We start from the raw sequence: 16,267 nt of genomic DNA, 5'->3' as shown, positions 1-16,267 counted from the left end.
CCGAACAGGCCCCACCGAAGCACACAGGAAAAGCTGGGCAGACCAGCGGCTACATCCTGCCCACCCCACAAACCGCCGTCAGAATCACCGTCGAACCACACCACTCAAGTCAGTCCACGGATTGAGGATTAGGGCGTCCCGACCCGGGGCGCCCGCATCTTCGACAAGGAACTAGACTCACTGCCGTGGTGCTCTTCTTCGAGATAATGCTCGTCGCGGCCGTCGTGGTCATCACGTGGTTCGCGTTGTACGCGCTGTACCGCCTCGTCACCGACGAGTCGTGACCTCCGACCGAGACATTCCAGCCGAGGCCCCTGTCCCCGAACCGGGCTCCGGCGACAGAGCCATAGCGGCCGCCGCGGAACGGGCCAAGGCTACGGCCACCCGTAACATTCCGGTCTTCGACGACCTCCCGGTGCCCGCCGATACCGCCAACTTGCGCGACGGCGTCGAACTCAACGATGCGTTGCTGGCGTTGTTGCCGCTGGTCGGCGTCTGGCGCGGCGAGGGCGAAGGCCGCGACACCCATGGCGACTACCGGTTCGGCCAGCAGATCGTGGTCTCCCACGACGGCGGCGATTACCTGATCTGGGATTCGCGGTCCTGGCGGCTGACCGAGACGGGTGAATACGACTCCCCCGGCCTGCGTGAAACCGGCTACTGGCGATTCGTGACCGATCCGGAAGATCCGACCGGCCGTGACGAGTCACAGGCCATCGAACTGCTGCTGGCCCATTCGGCCGGCTATGTCGAATTGTTCTACGGCAAGCCCCTCACCCAGGCGTCCTGGGAGCTGGTCACCGATGCGCTGGCCCGCAGCAAGTCCGGGTTGCTCGTCGGCGGCGCCAAGCGGCTCTACGGCATCGTCGAAGGCGGCGACCTGGGGTACGTGGAGGAACGGGTGGACGCCGACGGCGGGCTGGTCCCGCACCTGTCGGCCCGACTGTCACGGATTGTCGGCTGATGCGCCGGCCATTGTTGGCGGCTGGTCTGCTTGCCGCGGCGGCTTTGCTCGGTGCATGTTCGTCCGAGGGTCCGCAACCGGCACCCGTCTCACCGCCGGCCGAGCACGGCACTTATGCGCACTGCCTGTCCGAGCACGGTGTGCCGATGGCGCCAGGGCCGATCGCGGGCCCGCCGTCCGGAGTCGACGACCGAACGTGGCAGGAAGCCACCAAGGCATGTTCGAGTTTGGCGCCCGGCCCCAGCGGCTAGTCACGACAACTCGCCCCACAGCGGACGCATAGCCGACGAATAACCCGCGCTCAGCGGGGACTCATACGGTCGATGCCGTGAAACACATTCTGCGAACCGCCTTTTGCGGCCTGGCCGCCTTCGCCGTGGTCGGTTCAGTGGCCGCATGTTCCTCGACCGAGTCGCCGGACCCGTCCCCCGCATCCTCGGCAGTATCGGTGCCTTCGACGAGGTCAGTCACCCCGGATGCCTTCGGAGAGTGCATGCAGGAGCACGGAATTCCGGCGCCGCCCGAAGGCACACCTGGCGCACCCGGCGGACCGGAGCATCCCGGCGGGCCCGGACACCGACCGGACGGACCGCCGCCTGGTGGCGATGCCACGCCTCCCCCGCCGCCCGGCGTGGACCAGGCCCAGTGGGAAGACGCCATGCAGGCCTGCCAGTCACTGGCGCCACAACCGCCAGGGCAGTAACAGAGTCGGCCTACCCCAGACATGGGGCGACCCCCGAGCCGTGGTACCTGGTTGGACAGACCGAGAGGCTCGGGGGCCGGGTGGCTGCGGGGAATTCGCCAGCGCGCGCAGGCAATACCCCGGCGCTGCTAGCGGGCAGCCACCTCACATGTCCATAAGTCACTCAATTTGACGGACCACCTCCTTCCCTGTGTACCGCGAAGCTACCACCGTCCCAGAAGGGGCTGCCAGTGATTTTTACGGTCAGTGCGAGCGCCTTTGCGAAGGACGTTCGCCGGACGTGTCCGACCGGCCGGACTACGGCGCGACGGGGGTATCCCCGAACTTCGAAGTCGGCCGCGTCGCGGGTTCCCGCCCTTCACCACTCTCGGTGAGGCCGATGCACTCACCGGTGTTGGCGCCGGTGCACGGGATGGAGCCACCGGGTATGTCCACAGCCGGCAGATCGGGGTTACCCGGTATACCGGCTTGTGGGCCATCTGGACCCACCGGCACGCAGACTCCGCCGCGCAGATCCTCCCCGGGTTCACAGCTCGCGACCGACTGCACCGGGTTCGAACCGGGCATCGCCGGGGAGACGGCAAGCGCGGGTACGGCGGCGATCACGAGTGAAAACCCGCCGGCAATCAAGAATTGCGATTTCTGAATATGCGGTATCGCCATGGCGTCACACTTCCTTCAGGACGCCGGCCGTTCATATTCGAGGGAAAACGCCGCCGGCGCCGACATGAAGGACCCTACGCTTTGCCGGCGACGGGTGTGCCGACTACTCACATTTGATCTCTGGACCATAAAAGCCCAGGCAAGGTGGGCCCGCCGTCGGCCGAGCGAACAACGGTCAGCGATCGCTGACAATCGCCGCATCGACCAGGCCGGCTACGTCGGCGGCCAGCGGCGCATCGGTCAGCGGCTGCCCGTCCAACGTATGCACGCGGGCCGCGAGGGTTATGCTGGACACCAGCCAAACCCCTTGTGCGGTAAGAAGATCCGATGGCCTGAGAGCCCGGAAGTCGCAGTCGTAGCCCTTGTTGCGAGCCACCTCGAACAGAGCCTGCTGAGTGGTGCCGCGCAGGATCGGATACCACGGCGGCGGGGTGAGCAGCAGCGGCTGCCCGTCGTCGCCTTCGGTCGCGATCACCACGGTGGAACGCGGCCCCTCCAGGAGGTAACCATCGGAGCTGACGAAGATCACGTCACCCGCCCCGTGGCGCTCGGCATGCCGTAGCGCAGCCATGTTGACCGCATAGGACAGGGTCTTGGCGCCGGCTGCCAGCCACGGCATGTCACTGGCATTCAAGGGGAGCCCCCGGTCCAGGGTGATCGCCGCCAGCCCCTCGCGCCGCACCCTGGCCACCCGCTCGGCCAGGGCACCGATGGTGGCGAATGCGGTCGGTGATCCGCCGCTCTCCCGCCCACGGCTGTACACCAGGCGCAGCACCCCGTCGCCGTCGTTGTCCTCGGCCCAGCGCTCGGCCCCCAGCGCCACCGCCGCGCGCCAAGCCGGCAGGTCAGGCTCGGGCAGGTCCAACATCTTGGCGGACTGGCGCAACCGGCCCAGGTGGGCTTCCAACAGGCAGGGTCTGCCGTCACGCACCAGCAGCGTCTCGAAAACTCCATCTCCACGCACGGCAGCCAGGTCGTCGGCATGCAGCAGCGGGGTGTCGGGGTCGTGGATCTGCCCGTCCAGGGTGATCAGCACGGCTGGTTGGCTTGCCATGGGGCCACAGCGTAGTTTGCGCCCGCGGCCGGCTTGGGCGAAGAGCGACAAACGTACAGTTGGCCTATGACTGCACTACCGTCAGCAGTTCCGGCTCCTGAGGCCGGTCCCGACTCCGGCGCCGTCTGGCATTACGGAGATCCACTTGGTGAACAGCGGGCCGCAGCGCGAGACGCGGTCTTGGTGGACCGATCGCACCGGGCGGTGCTGACGTTGACCGGCAAGGACCGTCAGACCTGGTTGCACAGCATCTCCAGCCAGCACGTCAGCGCACTGCCGGACGGCGCCGTCACCGAGAACCTGAGCCTGGATTTGCAGGGCCGTGTCGAAGATCACTGGATCCAGGCCGACCTGGACGGCACCACCTACGTGGACACCGAACCGTGGCGGGGCGAACCGCTGCTGGCTTATCTGCGCAAGATGGTGTTCTGGTCCGACGTGCAGATCGAGCCCGCGGATCTGGCGGTGCTCTCACTTCTGGGGCCCGGGCTCGCCGATGAGCAGGTCCTCAAGGCCCTGGCCATCGAGGAGTTGCCGCAGGAAGCGACGGCGGTGGCGCTGCCCGGCGGTGGGTTCCTGCGCCGACTGCCCGCCCCCGGCATGGAATTGGACCTGGTGGTGCCGCGCGCGGCGACGGCCGAATACATCGGGCGGCTCACCGCCGCCGGTGTGCGGCCGGCCGGCATCTGGGCCTACGAGGCGCACCGCGTGGCGTCCGGTCGGCCTCGCTTGGGTGTGGACACCGATGAGCGGACCATTCCGCATGAGGTCGGCTGGATCGGTGGCCCCGGGGTCGGGGCGGTCCATCTCGACAAGGGCTGCTATCGCGGCCAGGAGACAGTCGCGCGGGTGCACAACCTGGGCAAACCGCCCCGGATGCTGGTGATCCTGCAACTCGACGGCTCCGCCGACCGGCCGGTGACCGGCGACACGGTGACCGCCGGCGGACGCAATGTCGGCCGAATCGGCACGGTCGTCGAGCACGCCGACGAAGGCCCGATCGCGTTGGCGCTGCTCAAACGGGGTTTGCCGGCCGACACCGCGCTGATCGCCGGGGCTGAGGCACAGGCACCGGCCGTGATCGACCCGGATTCCATGCCGGGAGCCGATGCCACGGCCGGAGCCGGGCGCGCGGCGGTCGACCGTCTCCGCGGGCGTTAGGCCGTGGAACTGCACAGGAGCACGTAAACTCACTCGGTCACCGACGACGTGACGACCGTCTCTGCGCGGATGCCGCGATCCTGGAGATGGTCGTGTTGCTGTGCAACGACGCACCGCAGCCCGGGTCCCAGCCGCGCACCGTGAGGCAGGGCCTGACAGCACTTCGCGGGCAGGCACGGTAAAGTGTTGGCAGGACAATAAAGACACACAGATCGGAGCCGCCTAGCAATTGGGCCGCTCCGTTATTGCGCGAGGGGGTCCCCCCATGGGCCGCGGCCGGGCGAAGGCAAAGCAGACCAAGGTGGCACGTGAGTTGAAGTACAGCTCACCCAACACCGACTTCAGTCAGCTCCAACGTGAGCTGTCGGGATCTCCCGATTCCGGTGACGTCAATGACGACGCCGACGAATGGTCGGGTGAGGATGACTGGCGGCGCTGAGCCGCCTGCATTCCGTCCCAGAACTTAGACACGGGTCGCGCTGGTTGCGCATGACGCTTACCGGCGCGACCTTGTCTAACTGCTTCAGAACCGCGGATGCTGTCCCACCAGCTGGGCGCGCACACTGTCCTTGCCGCCCTTCTTGACGGTTCCCAGCGTCCAGCAGTCCAGGTGCCGTGCGGTCAGGATGGCCAGCGCGCGGTCGGTGTCCTCGGGCGCCACCACCGCGACCATCCCGACGCCCATGTTGAACGTCTTCTCCATCTCGGCACGCTCGATGCGTCCGCGCTGGGCGATCATCTGGAACACCGGCGCCGGTGTCCACGTACCGCGATCCAGTTCTGCGGTCAGCCCGTGGGGCACCACGCGTTCCAGGTTGCCCGCCAGGCCGCCGCCGGTGACGTGGCAGAACGTGCGCACCTGGGTCTCAGCGGCCAGCGCCAGGCAGTCCTTGGCATAGATGCGGGTCGGTTCCAGGAGCTCCTCACCGAGCGTGCGGCCGAACTCCTCGACGTGGCCGGCCAGGTTCATCCGGTCGATCTCCAGCAGCACCTTGCGGGCCAGGGAGTAGCCGTTGGAGTGCAGTCCACTGGATTTCATGGCGATGATCACGTCGCCGGGCCGGACCCGGTCGGGCCCGAGCACGTTGTCGGCCTCGACGATGCCCACACCGGTCGCGGAGATGTCGTAGTGGTCGGGTTCCATCAGACCGGGGTGTTCGGCCGTCTCTCCCCCCAGCAGGGCGCAGCCGGCCTGGACACAGCCCTCGGCGATGCCGGACACGATCGCGGCGACCCGCTCGGGGACGGTCCGGCCGACGGCGATGTAGTCCTGCAGGAAAAGGGGCTCGGCACCGCACACCACGAGGTCGTCGACCACCATGGCAACCAGGTCCACCCCGACGGTGTCATGCTTGTCCATGGCCTGCGCGACCGCCAGCTTGGTGCCCACTCCGTCGGTCGAGGACGCCAGCACCGGCTCGCGGTAGCCGCCGCGTAACGCGAACAGACCGGCAAAGCCACCCAGGCCGCCCCGGACCTCCGGGCGGGTCGCCTTGGCGGCGAGGGGTTTGAAGAGTTCAACAGCGCGGTCTCCGGCTTCGATATCGACCCCGGCTGACGCGTACGAAATGCTGTTGTGTTCGGCGATGCCGTGCTGTTCGGCGCCCTTAGTCATCGCAAGCAAGGCTACCGCCCCGCTCTTGCGGGGGTACAGCGCAGGAGGCGTTAAGAGCCCCTCAAGGCCTGCGCAGGGCCGAGGCGTTGTCGTTGTCGGCCTGCCGCGGGGTGCCGGTGCGGGCCGCTGGGGCCATTTCGCTCCTCGCGTGCGCAGACGCCAGCATGTGCTCGACGACGTTCTTGCCCAGCGCGGTCTCCCCCGGCAGCTCGATCGGGTAGACCCCGTCGAAACAGGCCGAGCACAGTCGGGTCGGCGGCTGCTCGGTGGCCGCGATCATTCCCTGCTGGGAGATGTAGCCCAGGCTGTCGGCGCCGATGGCGTGCCGCACGGCCTCCAGCATCTCGCCGGGATGTTCGGCGGAGGCCGCATTGGCGATCAGTTCGGCCGGGGTGGCGAAATCGATGCCGTAGAAGCACGGCCATTTCACCGGCGGCGAGGCGATCCGGACGTGGACCTCCAGCGCCCCGGCCTCACGCAGCATCCGAACCAGCGCCCGTTGGGTGTTGCCGCGCACGATCGAGTCGTCGACGACGATCAGGCGCTTGCCTCGGATCACCTCGCGCAGCGGGTTGAGCTTGAGCCGGATACCGAGCTGCCGAATGGTCTGGGACGGCTGGATGAAGGTGCGGCCCACGTAGGCGTTCTTCATCAGGCCCTGCCCGAACGGGATGCCCGATTCCTGTGCGTAACCGACCGCGGCCGGAGTTCCTGATTCCGGGACGCCGATCACCAGGTCGGCGTCGACCGGGTACTCGCGGGCCAGTCTGCGGCCGATGTCGACACGGGTGGCGTGCACCGAGCGGCCCACCAGCGTGCTGTCGGGGCGGGCCAGGTAGACGTACTCGAACACGCAGCCCTTGGGTTCGGGGTTGGCGAACCGGGTGGATCGCACGCCGTCGGCGTCGATGGCCAGCAGTTCGCCGGGTTCGATGTCGCGGACGAACGAGGCGCCGACGATGTCGAGCGCGGCGGTTTCCGAGGCCACCACCCAGCCCCGGTCGAGCCGGCCGAGCGCCAGCGGGCGCACCCCGTGCGGGTCACGCGCGGCGTAGAGGGTGTTCTCGTCCATGAAGGTCAGACAGAAGGCGCCGCGCACGGTGGGCAGCAGCTCCAGGGCGGCCTGCTCCAGGGTCGCGTCGGCGGCGCCGTGGGCCAGCAGCGCGCCCAGGATGTCGGAGTCAGTCGTGGCGGCCGGGGCGCCCTTCATCTCGATCAGTCCGGCTTCGCGGGCCCGGGCAGCCAGTTCGGCGGTGTTGACGAGGTTGCCGTTGTGGCCGAGTGCGACACCGGTTCCGGCAGCGGTGTTGCGGAATACCGGCTGGGCGTTTTCCCAGGTGGTGGAACCGGTCGTGGAGTAGCGGCAATGGCCGACGGCGACGTGGCCCGGCATGGCTGCCAGTGTCTGCTCGTCGAACACCTGACTGACCAGGCCGAGATCTTTGAACACCAGAATCTGCGAACCGTCGGACACGGCGATGCCCGCCGCCTCCTGGCCGCGATGCTGCAGGGCGTACAGGCCGTAGTAGGTGAGCTTGGCGACGTCTTCGCCTGGGGCCCAGACCCCGAATACGCCGCATTCCTCGCGCGGTTCGTTCTCGTCGTCGAGTTGCTGACCAGTCACGATAGGGCTGCTCCCGGGGCGGGCGGTTTGGTGACGTAACCGAGTCTACGGTCAACTCGGGTGTGCAGCGGAATCCATCGCCGTGTCCGAAGCGGAATTCGCCTGCCCGGCCGGCAATGGGCCGGGTGCCGAATCCGAAAGGCCCAGGCGAACTTCCGCGCACCGGTAGGCGAACGACGCGTGCAGCTCACAGTGACGACAGATCGTGATAAATATCGCATTTCGGCGTCGCCGGCGGATGCGCCCCGCACAGAACGGGTTCCCGACGGATGCCGTCAGCCACCCAGGGCGTGGGCCATGGCCACCACGACGGGACCGAGCAGCGGCAGCGCCACGTTGGAGAAGGCGTAGACGATCGCTTGATCACGTCGGCCGCGCCCGGGTCGTACTGGCCGAAGGTGGGCCGCTTGGAGCGGACCCAACCGAACAGCAGGCCCGTGAGCAGGCAGCCTCCGCCGGTGCCGAGAGTGAGCGGGATGTCGGCGACCTGCCGGACCAGGCCGCCGAGGAGGAAGCCGGCGACGATGTCGATGTCCAGCGTGGCGTCGTCTCCGCCGAGCTCCTCGCCGATGCGTTCACCGACGTGGACGAGGTTGTCGCGCAGGCCCACGACGAGGACGTGGTCACCGGCGGCCAATTCGAGGTCGGGTCGAAGTTCGACAGGCTTGCCGCCCCGCGAGACCTGCTCGGTCACCGTCGCGTCGGCCAACCCGTCCTGGACCCGCCCGACCGTCTGGCCCGCCGCGGTTTCGACCCGGTAGAGGCGTCCGACGATGCGCGGCGCCGCTGGGGTGGCAGTGTCCTCGTCGGAGTATCGGGATCCGCTGCTCTACACGGCGCAACCGCCGATTCCACTTACACTGGGGTGCAGGGCTATCCACCGTTCATTCGGCATCGATGCGCGCCAAGGGCAGCCACCGGGCCACCTCGGACGCCCGCGATCCCGACATTTGCACGGCCGCTCCGGCCGCGTCGAGATCGAGCAACCCGGTGGCCAGCAGCAACCAGGTGCGGGGATCGGTTTCCACGACGTTGGGTGGGTTGCCGCGGGTGTGACGTGGGCCTTCGATGCATTGCACCGCGACGAAGGGCGGCACCCTCAACTCGACGCTGGCTCCCGGTGCCAGCGCGGCCAGGGTGCGCGCGGTCAGGCGGACCGCCTCGGCCAGTTCGGCACGCGTGGGCTCGGTCCTGGTGGGTTCGCGTAGCCAGTCGGCCACGGCGGTGACCGCCGCCACGGTCTTTTGCGGATCGACACTGCCTCGCGCGGCCATGTCATAGAGTCTCGCAAAGTGTTTGCCGATCACCGTAATCCGCCGTACCGCCCGGCCGGTGCAGTGCTCTTGGTGATTCTCGCGGTGACCTTCGGGTTGATCGTCGCGCAGTTCCGGGGCGCTTTCGAGGCGAAGGCACCGTTGACGCTGCTGGCCTCGCGGGCGGGCCTGGTTCTGGATCCGGGTTCGAAGGTGACCTACAACGGCGTTCCCATCGGCCGGGTGGGCGCGGTGAGCACCGACGGCGGTGATCCGATTCGGGCTCGGGTGCGCCTCGACATCAATCCGAAGTACCTGGACCTGCTTCCGGCCAACGTATCGACCTCGATCCAGGCAACCACGGTGTTCGGAAACAAGTACGTGGCCTTCACTTCACCGGAACACCCAAGCACACAACGAGTTTCGACCTCGAAACCGATCGACGTCACGGCCGTCACCACCGAGTTCAACTCGTTGTTCGAAACCATCACCGCGATCACCGAACAGGTAGACCCGATCAAGCTGAACCAGACCCTGTCTGCCACCGCCGAGGCGCTGACCGGGCTGGGTGATGCGTTCGGGCAGTCGCTGGCCGACGGCAACACCATCCTCGACGATGTGAACCCGCGGATGCCTGCGCTTCGCCACGACATCGCCGCGCTGGCCGACCTCGGCGAGCGCTATGCCGAGGCCGGGCCCGACCTGTTCGACGGCCTGGGCGACGCCGCGCGCAGCGCGGCCACCTTCAACTCCCAGCGCGGAAACCTCGACGCCGCACTGGTCGCGGCGATCGGTTTCGCCGGAACCGGTTCCGACATCCTCGAGCGTGGCGGTCCCTATCTTCAGCGCGGTGCGCAGGATCTGCTCCCGACGTCGAAGCTGTTCGACAAGTACCAGGGGCAGTTGTTCTGCACCATCCGCAACTATCACGACGTCGCGCCGGCGTTCTATGCGACGTTCGGGGGCGACAACGGATATTCCTTCGAAAGCACCGGGACGTTGTCGAGCATCGGGGTGGGCAATACCTATGTTTATCCGGACAACCTGCCGCGGGTGAACGCCAAGGGCGGGCCCGAGGGCAAGCCCGGCTGCTGGAAGCCGATCACCGCCGAGCTGTGGCCGGCACCGTATCTGGTGATGGACACCGGACTGTCGATCGCACCGTACAACCATGTCGAACTGGGCTCGCCGATCTTCGTCGACTACGTCTGGGGGCGGCAGATCGGTGAGCCCACGATCAATCCGTGACCGCTCTACGATCTTGATCCGGGGGAATCGGGTGAGAGGGGACTTCGTGAACGGTAGTGCTGATGCCTAAACGTGCGATACCGGCGAGCCCCGAGCGGCCTGTGGCCTGGCCCCCGGGGCTTCCGGCCTGGCGTGCGGTCGGCCTGTCCCTGGCACCGATCGCAGCGGCGGCCTTCAACGGCGTAGCGGGCCTGTGCGCGGCGGTCATCGCCGCCGTGTTGATCTTCGCCTTCGCCCGGCTGCATCGGTATGCGCCGCAGGCGGTGTCGACAGGCGATCTGGTGGCCTCCACCGTGGGGCCGGCCGCCGGGCGGTTCACCAGCCTCGTGCAAATGGCGGCGTACGTGCTGCTGGGTGTGGGGGTCGCGCTCACCCTCGCGCTGCAACCGTTGAGCGGGGCTCCTGACCTGGAGACCGCCCTGGCCGGATGGTGGTGGCCGGGCTGGTCGGTGGCCGTGGTGGTCATCGCCGGGGCGGTGGTGGCCTACCTGCCCACCCGGGCGGTGGGTGCGACGGCTGCCGCCCTGGCCGGCACGGGCCTGCTGATTTTCCTCTACCTGTCTGTGGCGATCATGGCCCGCGTGGCGGCCGGGACCCCGCCGATGCAGTTCGGCGGGCCCGCGCCCGCCGATTCGGTCCTGCTGGTGACGGCGGCAGCCATCCCCCTCGGCCTGGGGCTGGTGGGATTCGAGGCGGCCACCGTGGTCAACGGCCGCCTGGAGTCCGTGGCGCGTCCGGTGGGGGCTGCGGTGGGGGTCACCGCGCTGACCACCGTCGTGCTGCTGCTGGCCGCCAACATCGGCGCGACCGGCGGGTTCACTCCCTCTGCGCAGAACCTCTCGTTGATCGTGTCCGAGTTCTACGCCGACGCCGGCTTCTACTGGTTCGTCACCGGCGCGTTGTGCCTTGGGTCGGCCGCGTTGCTGGGCCTGATGTGGGCGGCGACGCGGGTGGCGGCACGGCTGTTCGGTTCCGGTCCAGAGGTGGCGATCCTGGTTCCCGCGGCGATGTGCGTGCTGGCCGTGGGGTTCTGCCGCTTCCAGAACCATATCGGCGGATTGCAGAGCACCGTCGCCGCTCTTCTCCTGCTGGCCGTGTATACCCTTGTCACCGAAGCAAATTCGCGAGTGGCCGGCACCGCGGCGGCGCAGCAGGCGCCCCGGCTGATCCTGGTCGTGGTGGTGGTATGTGTGGTGTTGATCCCGCTGCGGGTCACCGATTTCGCGGTGTCCACGTTGTGGCCGCTGACCGTCGCAGCTGCGATCCTGGCGCTGGCCGCGCTGCTGGCCCGGCTTGGTAGGCCAGTGCAGCCAGCGCTCCCGCCTCATTGATCGCCAGGTGGGCCAGCATCGGTGCGGCCAGGCTGGCCGATCGCTGCGCAAGCCGGCCGAAAACCCATCCGGCGACACCGGTGGCCAGGACCGTCGGGAGCACGGGTTGTCCTGCGGCGCGCGCGTCGGCGATGTGCGAGAGCCCGAAGGCGGTGGCCTGCAGCACCTGACCACCGGCCGGGCCGAATGCGTCGGTACCGACCTTGCCCAGCGCGCCGCGGAAGGCGGCCTCCTCCGGCCAGACGGTCCCGAGCGGGATTCGCAGCGCCAACCATCGGTGCGGTTCGTCGGGCAGCGCTTTGCGGCGCATTCCGGCGCGCACCGGCGGCACCGTCGACGTTGCCGCCACACCGGCACTCACCGCGGTTGCGGCAGCGGCCCCCAATCGCAGGCCCGACCACACCGCCGGAGGCCGTAACCCCGGCCGGGCGCCGGTTGCGAGCATGAGCACACTGCCGAGCGCCACGCGCACCAGCGGCTGCCAACGAGCCGGCAGCCGAGGATCGACCAGACCGTTCCACCCGACCACTCCCGCGGCCAGCGCCACCGCGTGAAGCCTGCTGGCCGGCATCAGTATTCGGGCCCGTCGTTGGCCTCGATCTTCTCCAGGGCCGTCCGGATGCGCTCGGTGTCCTCGGGCGTCCAGCCCGGCGGCGGAGCCACTGCCACCCAGCCGTCGAGTACCGATTCGCCGTAGTTGTGCCCGTGCCCGGCCGGCACGCTCGACGCGTTGGTGATGTCGGCGGCCACTTGCCAGAACGTGATGATCGGATACCAGCGCATCGAGGCGGTGCGGTCCGTGCCCGGCGGTTCGACCAGCCAGTCAGGTTCGGAGAACAGCAGATCCGTCGACCACCAGACGATCGGGTCCGACGGGTGCTGCAGGAACAGGACGCGGGTGCCTTCCCACGGGGCCGCGGCGTCTTCGGCGATCTCGGCAGCGTTGGCAGCCTCGGAGAACCGCACCGTGCGGCCGTTGTCGTAACGGGGCCGCACCTGTGGGGTCCCCGGGTCGCGGCGCGCGGTCAGGCCGCTCCACAACGGGCTGGCGTTGGGCGGGCCGACCCACAACACCGAAGAGAAACCCATCCTGGCGATATCGGGCAACCAGCTGAATGCACCCTGGCCACCCATCGATCCCAAGCTCTCGCCGTACAGCACCAGCTTGGGCCGGTGGTCGGGGGGCCGCTGCGCCCAGCGCGCCTGGATCGCGTCGATCATCATCCGGCCGATGTCCATGGACTTCTCCCGGTCACCCATGAACGAAATCCAGCTCGGCAGATAGGAATACTGCATGCCCACCATCGCGGTATCGCCGTTGTACATCAGCTCCAGCGCGCGGGCGGCCACCGGGTTGACCCAACCGGTGCCGGTGGTCGGGACGATGACCAGGAGCTTGCGGTCGAAGGCATGGGTTCGCTCAAGCTCGCTGAGCAGCACGGCAATTCGCTGCTCGTCGGTCTCGGCGGTGTTCAGGCCGGCGTATACCCGGATGGGTTCTTTGGCCGGCGCACCGTTGACGTTTTCCAACTCTGGGGCACGTGGTCCGGCCGCCACGAAGTTGCGGCCCTGAAAGCCAAGAGAATCCCACGCTGCGAATGATTCTGGGCTACCGGATCTTTCAGGCTCGACGGGTTGACTGATGCCCTCACGGGTGGTGGTGTTCTGCGGCTGGAACACCCGGCTGGCGCCGGCCAGGAACCCGCGGTAGAGCACGCCGTTGACCAGGCTGACCACCAGCACCACCACGATCGCGGTGCCGACGAACTGGGCCACCTCCCGGTGCAGATGCCAGCGCCGGATGAACATCCTGGCCAGCAGCCGCACGATGTCACGCAACAGCCGTGCCGTGGCTATCAGCGCGCCACCCACCGCGACCGCGATGATCATGGTGCGCAGATAGCCCAGCGTGGCCGGGCCTTCCATGCCCATCAATGCCGAAACCTGCCGCTGCCAGGCCGCCGCGGGAATAAGCATCAGCACGCACGCCGCGATGGCGCCGGTCACCACGAACGCCTTGAGCCAGTAGGCCGTCCGCTTCGACGGCGGCCACCAGGCACGGTTGCGTAAACCGAAGCGGTACAGCGCTTTACCCAGCAGCAGCCCGATGCCGTAGCCGATGGCAGCGTTGATGCCGCCGATCAGCCCGGCGAACAGCCAGTCGCGGGGCAGCAGCGACGGGGTCAGCGAGAGACAGAAGAACAGGGCTCCGACGGCGATGCCGGCGAAGTCCAATCGCACCAGGCTCCAGGCCCAGCGCAGCAGGGGATGACGTTCGTCGAGGGCTTTTGCCGTCACCCGAACAGCCCGGGCAGCACGCCCTCCGACGTGCTCCGTAGCTCCGCGAGGGTGATGCTGAACTGGCCTTGGACTTCGATCAACGGTTCTCCGCCTTCGGGCCCCTGGTCGACGACGCCGACCCGTGTCACCGGCAGGTCCCTGGCCTCACACATCGCCCGGAACCGGCTCTCCTCGGTGCGCGGCACAGCCACCAGCGCCCGGCCGGCGGATTCGGAGAACAGGAAGACGAACGGATCGACATTCTCCGGAAGGAACACCCGGCAACCGGTTTCACCGGCCAGTGCGGCCTCCACCACGGCCTGGATCAGGCCACCTTCGGACAGGTCGTGTGCCGCCGAGATCAGGCCGTCGCGTGACGCTGCGGTCAGCACCTCGGCCAGCAGCTTCTCGCGGGCCAGGTCCACCTTGGGCGGGACACCACCGAGGTGATCGGCGGTGACCTGGGCCCAGACCGATCCGTCGAACTCGTCGTGGGTGTCGCCGAGCAGCAGTAGCGTCTCACCCGGCTCGGTGCCGAGGCCCGTGGGGATGCGTCGCTTCACGTCGTCGATCACCCCGAGCACGCCCACCACCGGAGTCGGCAAAATCGCCGTGGAACCGGTCTGGTTGTAGAAACTGACGTTGCCGCCGGTGACCGGAATGCCCAGAGTGGCACAGCCATCGGCCAACCCGCGGACAGCCTGGCTGAACTGCCACATCACGCCCGGGTCTTCGGGCGACCCGAAGTTGAGGCAGTTGGTCACGGCGACGGGGGTGGCCCCGGTGACCGCGACGTTGCGGTAGGCCTCGGCCAACGCCAGCTGTGCACCGGTGTACGGGTCCAGCTGGGTGTAGCGGCCCGACGCATCGGTGGAAACGGCGATGCCGCGGCCGGTGGTCTCGTCGATGCGCAGCACGCCGCCGTCGGCGTGCTCGGCCAGCACGGTGTTGCCGCGCACGTAGCGGTCGTACTGCTCGGTGATGAAGGCCCGGCTGCACAGGTGCGGGCTGCCGATCAGGGCCAGCAGGGTGGCCTTGAGCTCGTCGCCGGTCTTGGGCCGCGGCAGCTTCGCCGAGGTGTCGGCGACCAGGGCGTCCTGGCTGTCCGGACGGGCCACCGGGCGCTGGTAGACCGGGCCCTCGTGGGCCACGGTGCGCGGCGGCACGTCGACCACGGTCTCGCCGTGCCAGGTGATCTGCAGCCGGTCCCCGTCGGTGACCTCGCCGATCACCGTGGCCAGCACCTCCCACTTGCGGCAGACGGCCATGAACGCCTCGACGTTGTCGGGCGTCACCACGGCGCACATGCGTTCCTGGGACTCACTGGAGAGCACCTCGGCCGGGGTCATGTCCTTGGCGCGCAGCGGCACCTGATCCAGCTCGATGCGCATCCCGCCGTCGCCGGCGGACGCGAGTTCAGAGGTGGCACAGGACAGTCCGGCGCCACCGAGATCCTGGATGCCGACCACGAGCCCGGCCGAGTACAGCTCGAGACAGCACTCGATCAGCACCTTCTCGGTGAACGGGTCGCCCACCTGAACGCTCGGCAGCTTCTTGCGGCCCGCGCCACTCTCGTCGCCGCTGAAGGTGTCCGACGCCAGCACCGAGACACCGCCGATACCGTCCAGGCCGGTGCGCGCACCGAACAGGATGATCTTGTTGCCGGTGCCCGAGGCGAAGGCCAGGTGCAGGTCTTCCTTGCGCAGGGCGCCCACGCACAGCGCGTTGACCAACGGGTTGCCCGCGTAGGACGGGTCGAAGATCGTCTCGCCGCCGATGTTGGGCAGGCCCAGCGAGTTGCCGTAGCCGCCGACGCCGCGCACCACGCCGTCGAGCACGCGGCGGGTGTCGGGGGCGTCGGCCGCACCGAAGCGCAGCTGGTCCATCACCGCCACCGGGCGGGCACCCATCGCCATGATGTCGCGGACGATGCCGCCGACACCGGTGGCCGCACCCTGGTAGGGCTCGACGTAGGACGGGTGGTTGTGGGACTCGACCTTGAAGGTGACCGCCCAGCCGTCGCCGATGTCGACCACGCCGGCGTTCTCACCGATGCCGGCCAGCATGCCGGCGCGCATCTCGTCGGTGGTGGTCTCGCCGAAGTAGCGCAGGTGCACCTTCGAGGACTTGTAGGAGCAGTGTTCGCTCCACATCACCGAGTACATGGCCAGCTCGGCATCGGTGGGGCGACGGTCCAGGATCTCGCGAATCCGCTGGTACTCGTCGTCCTTGAGACCGAGTTCGCGGTAGGGCTGCGGCTGATCGGGGGTGGCGGCTGCCCGCTCCACAGTGTCCTGGGTCGATGTACGGCCGTGGGTGAGCTCAGACGTCACGGACCCAGTTTAGTAGCTGCTCGCGCGGAGGCGCGTGC

Annotated in this window: 16 protein-coding genes; 7 read left to right on the top strand and 9 right to left on the bottom strand. The window is 68.3% G+C overall.

Annotated elements, in window-relative coordinates; translation table 11 throughout:
* Positions 1-280 precede the first annotated feature (280 nt).
* The 3 genes from BKG60_RS21715 to BKG60_RS21705 all read left to right on the top strand — a co-directional run bounded on the left by BKG60_RS21715 (position 281) and on the right by BKG60_RS21705 (position 1,667).
* The gene (locus BKG60_RS21715) at positions 281-964 is read left to right on the top strand and encodes a heme-binding beta-barrel domain-containing protein (RefSeq protein ID WP_070947049.1); all 684 of its coding nucleotides are present in this window, start codon (positions 281-283) and stop codon (positions 962-964) included.
* Positions 964-1,215 (top strand): hypothetical protein, encoded by a 252-nt coding sequence (locus BKG60_RS21710; protein ID WP_070947050.1) that lies wholly within the window; start codon positions 964-966, stop codon positions 1,213-1,215. The genes BKG60_RS21715 and BKG60_RS21710 overlap by 1 nt, the downstream gene beginning before the upstream one ends.
* Positions 1,216-1,292: 77 nt before the next feature.
* Positions 1,293-1,667 (top strand): hypothetical protein, encoded by a 375-nt coding sequence (locus tag BKG60_RS21705; RefSeq protein WP_075909956.1) that lies wholly within the window; start codon positions 1,293-1,295, stop codon positions 1,665-1,667.
* A gap of 297 nt (positions 1,668-1,964) precedes the next feature.
* Here the strand turns inward: BKG60_RS21705 and BKG60_RS21700 are convergent, their stop codons facing one another.
* Complete coding sequence (locus BKG60_RS21700) at positions 1,965-2,330, bottom strand: hypothetical protein (protein ID WP_070947051.1); 366 nt, start codon at positions 2,328-2,330, stop codon at positions 1,965-1,967.
* A gap of 175 nt (positions 2,331-2,505) precedes the next feature.
* Complete coding sequence (locus BKG60_RS21695; RefSeq protein WP_070947052.1) at positions 2,506-3,384, bottom strand: aminodeoxychorismate lyase; 879 nt, start codon at positions 3,382-3,384, stop codon at positions 2,506-2,508.
* 66 nt (positions 3,385-3,450) lie between these two features.
* Between BKG60_RS21695 and ygfZ the strand changes: the two genes are divergently transcribed.
* On the top strand, positions 3,451-4,545 hold the full coding sequence (ygfZ, locus tag BKG60_RS21690) for a CAF17-like 4Fe-4S cluster assembly/insertion protein YgfZ (RefSeq protein WP_070947053.1): 1,095 nt from the start codon (positions 3,451-3,453) through the stop codon (positions 4,543-4,545).
* Positions 4,546-4,810: 265 nt separating this feature from the next.
* Positions 4,811-4,984 carry a DUF3073 domain-containing protein gene (locus BKG60_RS21685; protein WP_019342977.1) on the top strand — a complete coding sequence of 58 codons (174 nt, stop codon included), beginning with the start codon at positions 4,811-4,813 and terminating at the stop codon, positions 4,982-4,984.
* A gap of 84 nt (positions 4,985-5,068) precedes the next feature.
* Here BKG60_RS21685 and purM read toward each other — a convergent pair whose 3' ends face one another.
* The 4 genes from purM to BKG60_RS21665 all read right to left on the bottom strand — a co-directional run bounded on the left by purM (position 5,069) and on the right by BKG60_RS21665 (position 9,058).
* A complete protein-coding gene (gene purM, locus BKG60_RS21680) occupies positions 5,069-6,160 on the bottom strand; it encodes a phosphoribosylformylglycinamidine cyclo-ligase (RefSeq protein ID WP_070947054.1) in 1,092 nt (363 codons plus the stop codon).
* Positions 6,161-6,221: 61 nt separating this feature from the next.
* The gene (gene purF / locus BKG60_RS21675; protein ID WP_070947055.1) at positions 6,222-7,784 is read right to left on the bottom strand and encodes an amidophosphoribosyltransferase; all 1,563 of its coding nucleotides are present in this window, start codon (positions 7,782-7,784) and stop codon (positions 6,222-6,224) included.
* 187 nt (positions 7,785-7,971) lie between these two features.
* Positions 7,972-8,493: an aspartate-alanine antiporter-like transporter gene (locus BKG60_RS21670; RefSeq protein ID WP_120764991.1), complete on the bottom strand. Its 522-nt coding sequence runs from the start codon at positions 8,491-8,493 to the stop codon at positions 7,972-7,974.
* A gap of 175 nt (positions 8,494-8,668) precedes the next feature.
* Positions 8,669-9,058, bottom strand: a complete 390-nt coding sequence (locus tag BKG60_RS21665) for a sterol carrier family protein (RefSeq protein ID WP_070947057.1) — start codon at positions 9,056-9,058, stop codon at positions 8,669-8,671.
* Between the two features lie 18 nt (positions 9,059-9,076).
* Between BKG60_RS21665 and BKG60_RS21660 the strand changes: the two genes are divergently transcribed.
* On the top strand, positions 9,077-10,285 hold the full coding sequence (locus BKG60_RS21660; RefSeq protein ID WP_070947058.1) for an MCE family protein: 1,209 nt from the start codon (positions 9,077-9,079) through the stop codon (positions 10,283-10,285).
* A 62-nt stretch (positions 10,286-10,347) separates the two neighbouring features.
* Entirely contained in the window at positions 10,348-11,616 is a 1,269-nt protein-coding gene (locus BKG60_RS31190) for an APC family permease (RefSeq protein ID WP_070947077.1), read from the top strand.
* Here BKG60_RS31190 and BKG60_RS21645 read toward each other — a convergent pair.
* Genes BKG60_RS21645 through purL form a run of 3 tightly spaced genes read right to left on the bottom strand, consistent with a single transcriptional unit; the run spans position 11,498 to position 16,229 of the window.
* A complete protein-coding gene (locus tag BKG60_RS21645) occupies positions 11,498-12,187 on the bottom strand; it encodes an Rv0804 family intramembrane glutamic endopeptidase (RefSeq protein ID WP_075909953.1) in 690 nt (229 codons plus the stop codon). The two genes, BKG60_RS31190 and BKG60_RS21645, sit on opposite strands and share 119 nt — an antisense overlap.
* On the bottom strand, positions 12,187-13,914 hold the full coding sequence (locus BKG60_RS21640) for an alpha/beta hydrolase (protein WP_070947060.1): 1,728 nt from the start codon (positions 13,912-13,914) through the stop codon (positions 12,187-12,189). The genes BKG60_RS21645 and BKG60_RS21640 overlap by 1 nt, the downstream gene beginning before the upstream one ends.
* Entirely contained in the window at positions 13,911-16,229 is a 2,319-nt protein-coding gene (purL, locus tag BKG60_RS21635; RefSeq protein ID WP_070947061.1) for a phosphoribosylformylglycinamidine synthase subunit PurL, read from the bottom strand. Before purL ends, BKG60_RS21640 begins: the two co-directional genes overlap by 4 nt.
* Between the last annotated feature and the right edge of the window lie 38 nt (positions 16,230-16,267).

The organism is Mycobacterium syngnathidarum (assembly GCF_001942625.1).
GTDB lineage: Bacteria > Actinomycetota > Actinomycetes > Mycobacteriales > Mycobacteriaceae > Mycobacterium > Mycobacterium syngnathidarum.
Note: the sequence above shows the minus strand (reverse complement) of the source record. Positions and strands in the feature narration are given on the sequence as shown.

Bases quoted from the DNA above. Each gene is read 5' to 3' on its own strand.
- BKG60_RS21710 (WP_070947050.1), top strand. From the start codon at position 964: ATGCGCCGGCCATTGTTGGCGGCTGGTCTGCTTGCCGCGGCGGCTTTG.
- BKG60_RS21700 (WP_070947051.1), bottom strand. From the start codon at position 2,330: ATGGCGATACCGCATATTCAGAAATCGCAATTCTTGATTGCCGGCGGG.
- BKG60_RS21695 (WP_070947052.1), bottom strand. From the start codon at position 3,384: ATGGCAAGCCAACCAGCCGTGCTGATCACCCTGGACGGGCAGATCCAC.
- ygfZ (WP_070947053.1), top strand. From the start codon at position 3,451: ATGACTGCACTACCGTCAGCAGTTCCGGCTCCTGAGGCCGGTCCCGAC.
- BKG60_RS21685 (WP_019342977.1), top strand. From the start codon at position 4,811: ATGGGCCGCGGCCGGGCGAAGGCAAAGCAGACCAAGGTGGCACGTGAG.
- purM (WP_070947054.1), bottom strand. From the start codon at position 6,160: ATGACTAAGGGCGCCGAACAGCACGGCATCGCCGAACACAACAGCATT.
- BKG60_RS21665 (WP_070947057.1), bottom strand. From the start codon at position 9,058: ATGGCCGCGCGAGGCAGTGTCGATCCGCAAAAGACCGTGGCGGCGGTC.
- BKG60_RS31190 (WP_070947077.1), top strand. From the start codon at position 10,348: ATGCCTAAACGTGCGATACCGGCGAGCCCCGAGCGGCCTGTGGCCTGG.
- BKG60_RS21645 (WP_075909953.1), bottom strand. From the start codon at position 12,187: ATGCCGGCCAGCAGGCTTCACGCGGTGGCGCTGGCCGCGGGAGTGGTC.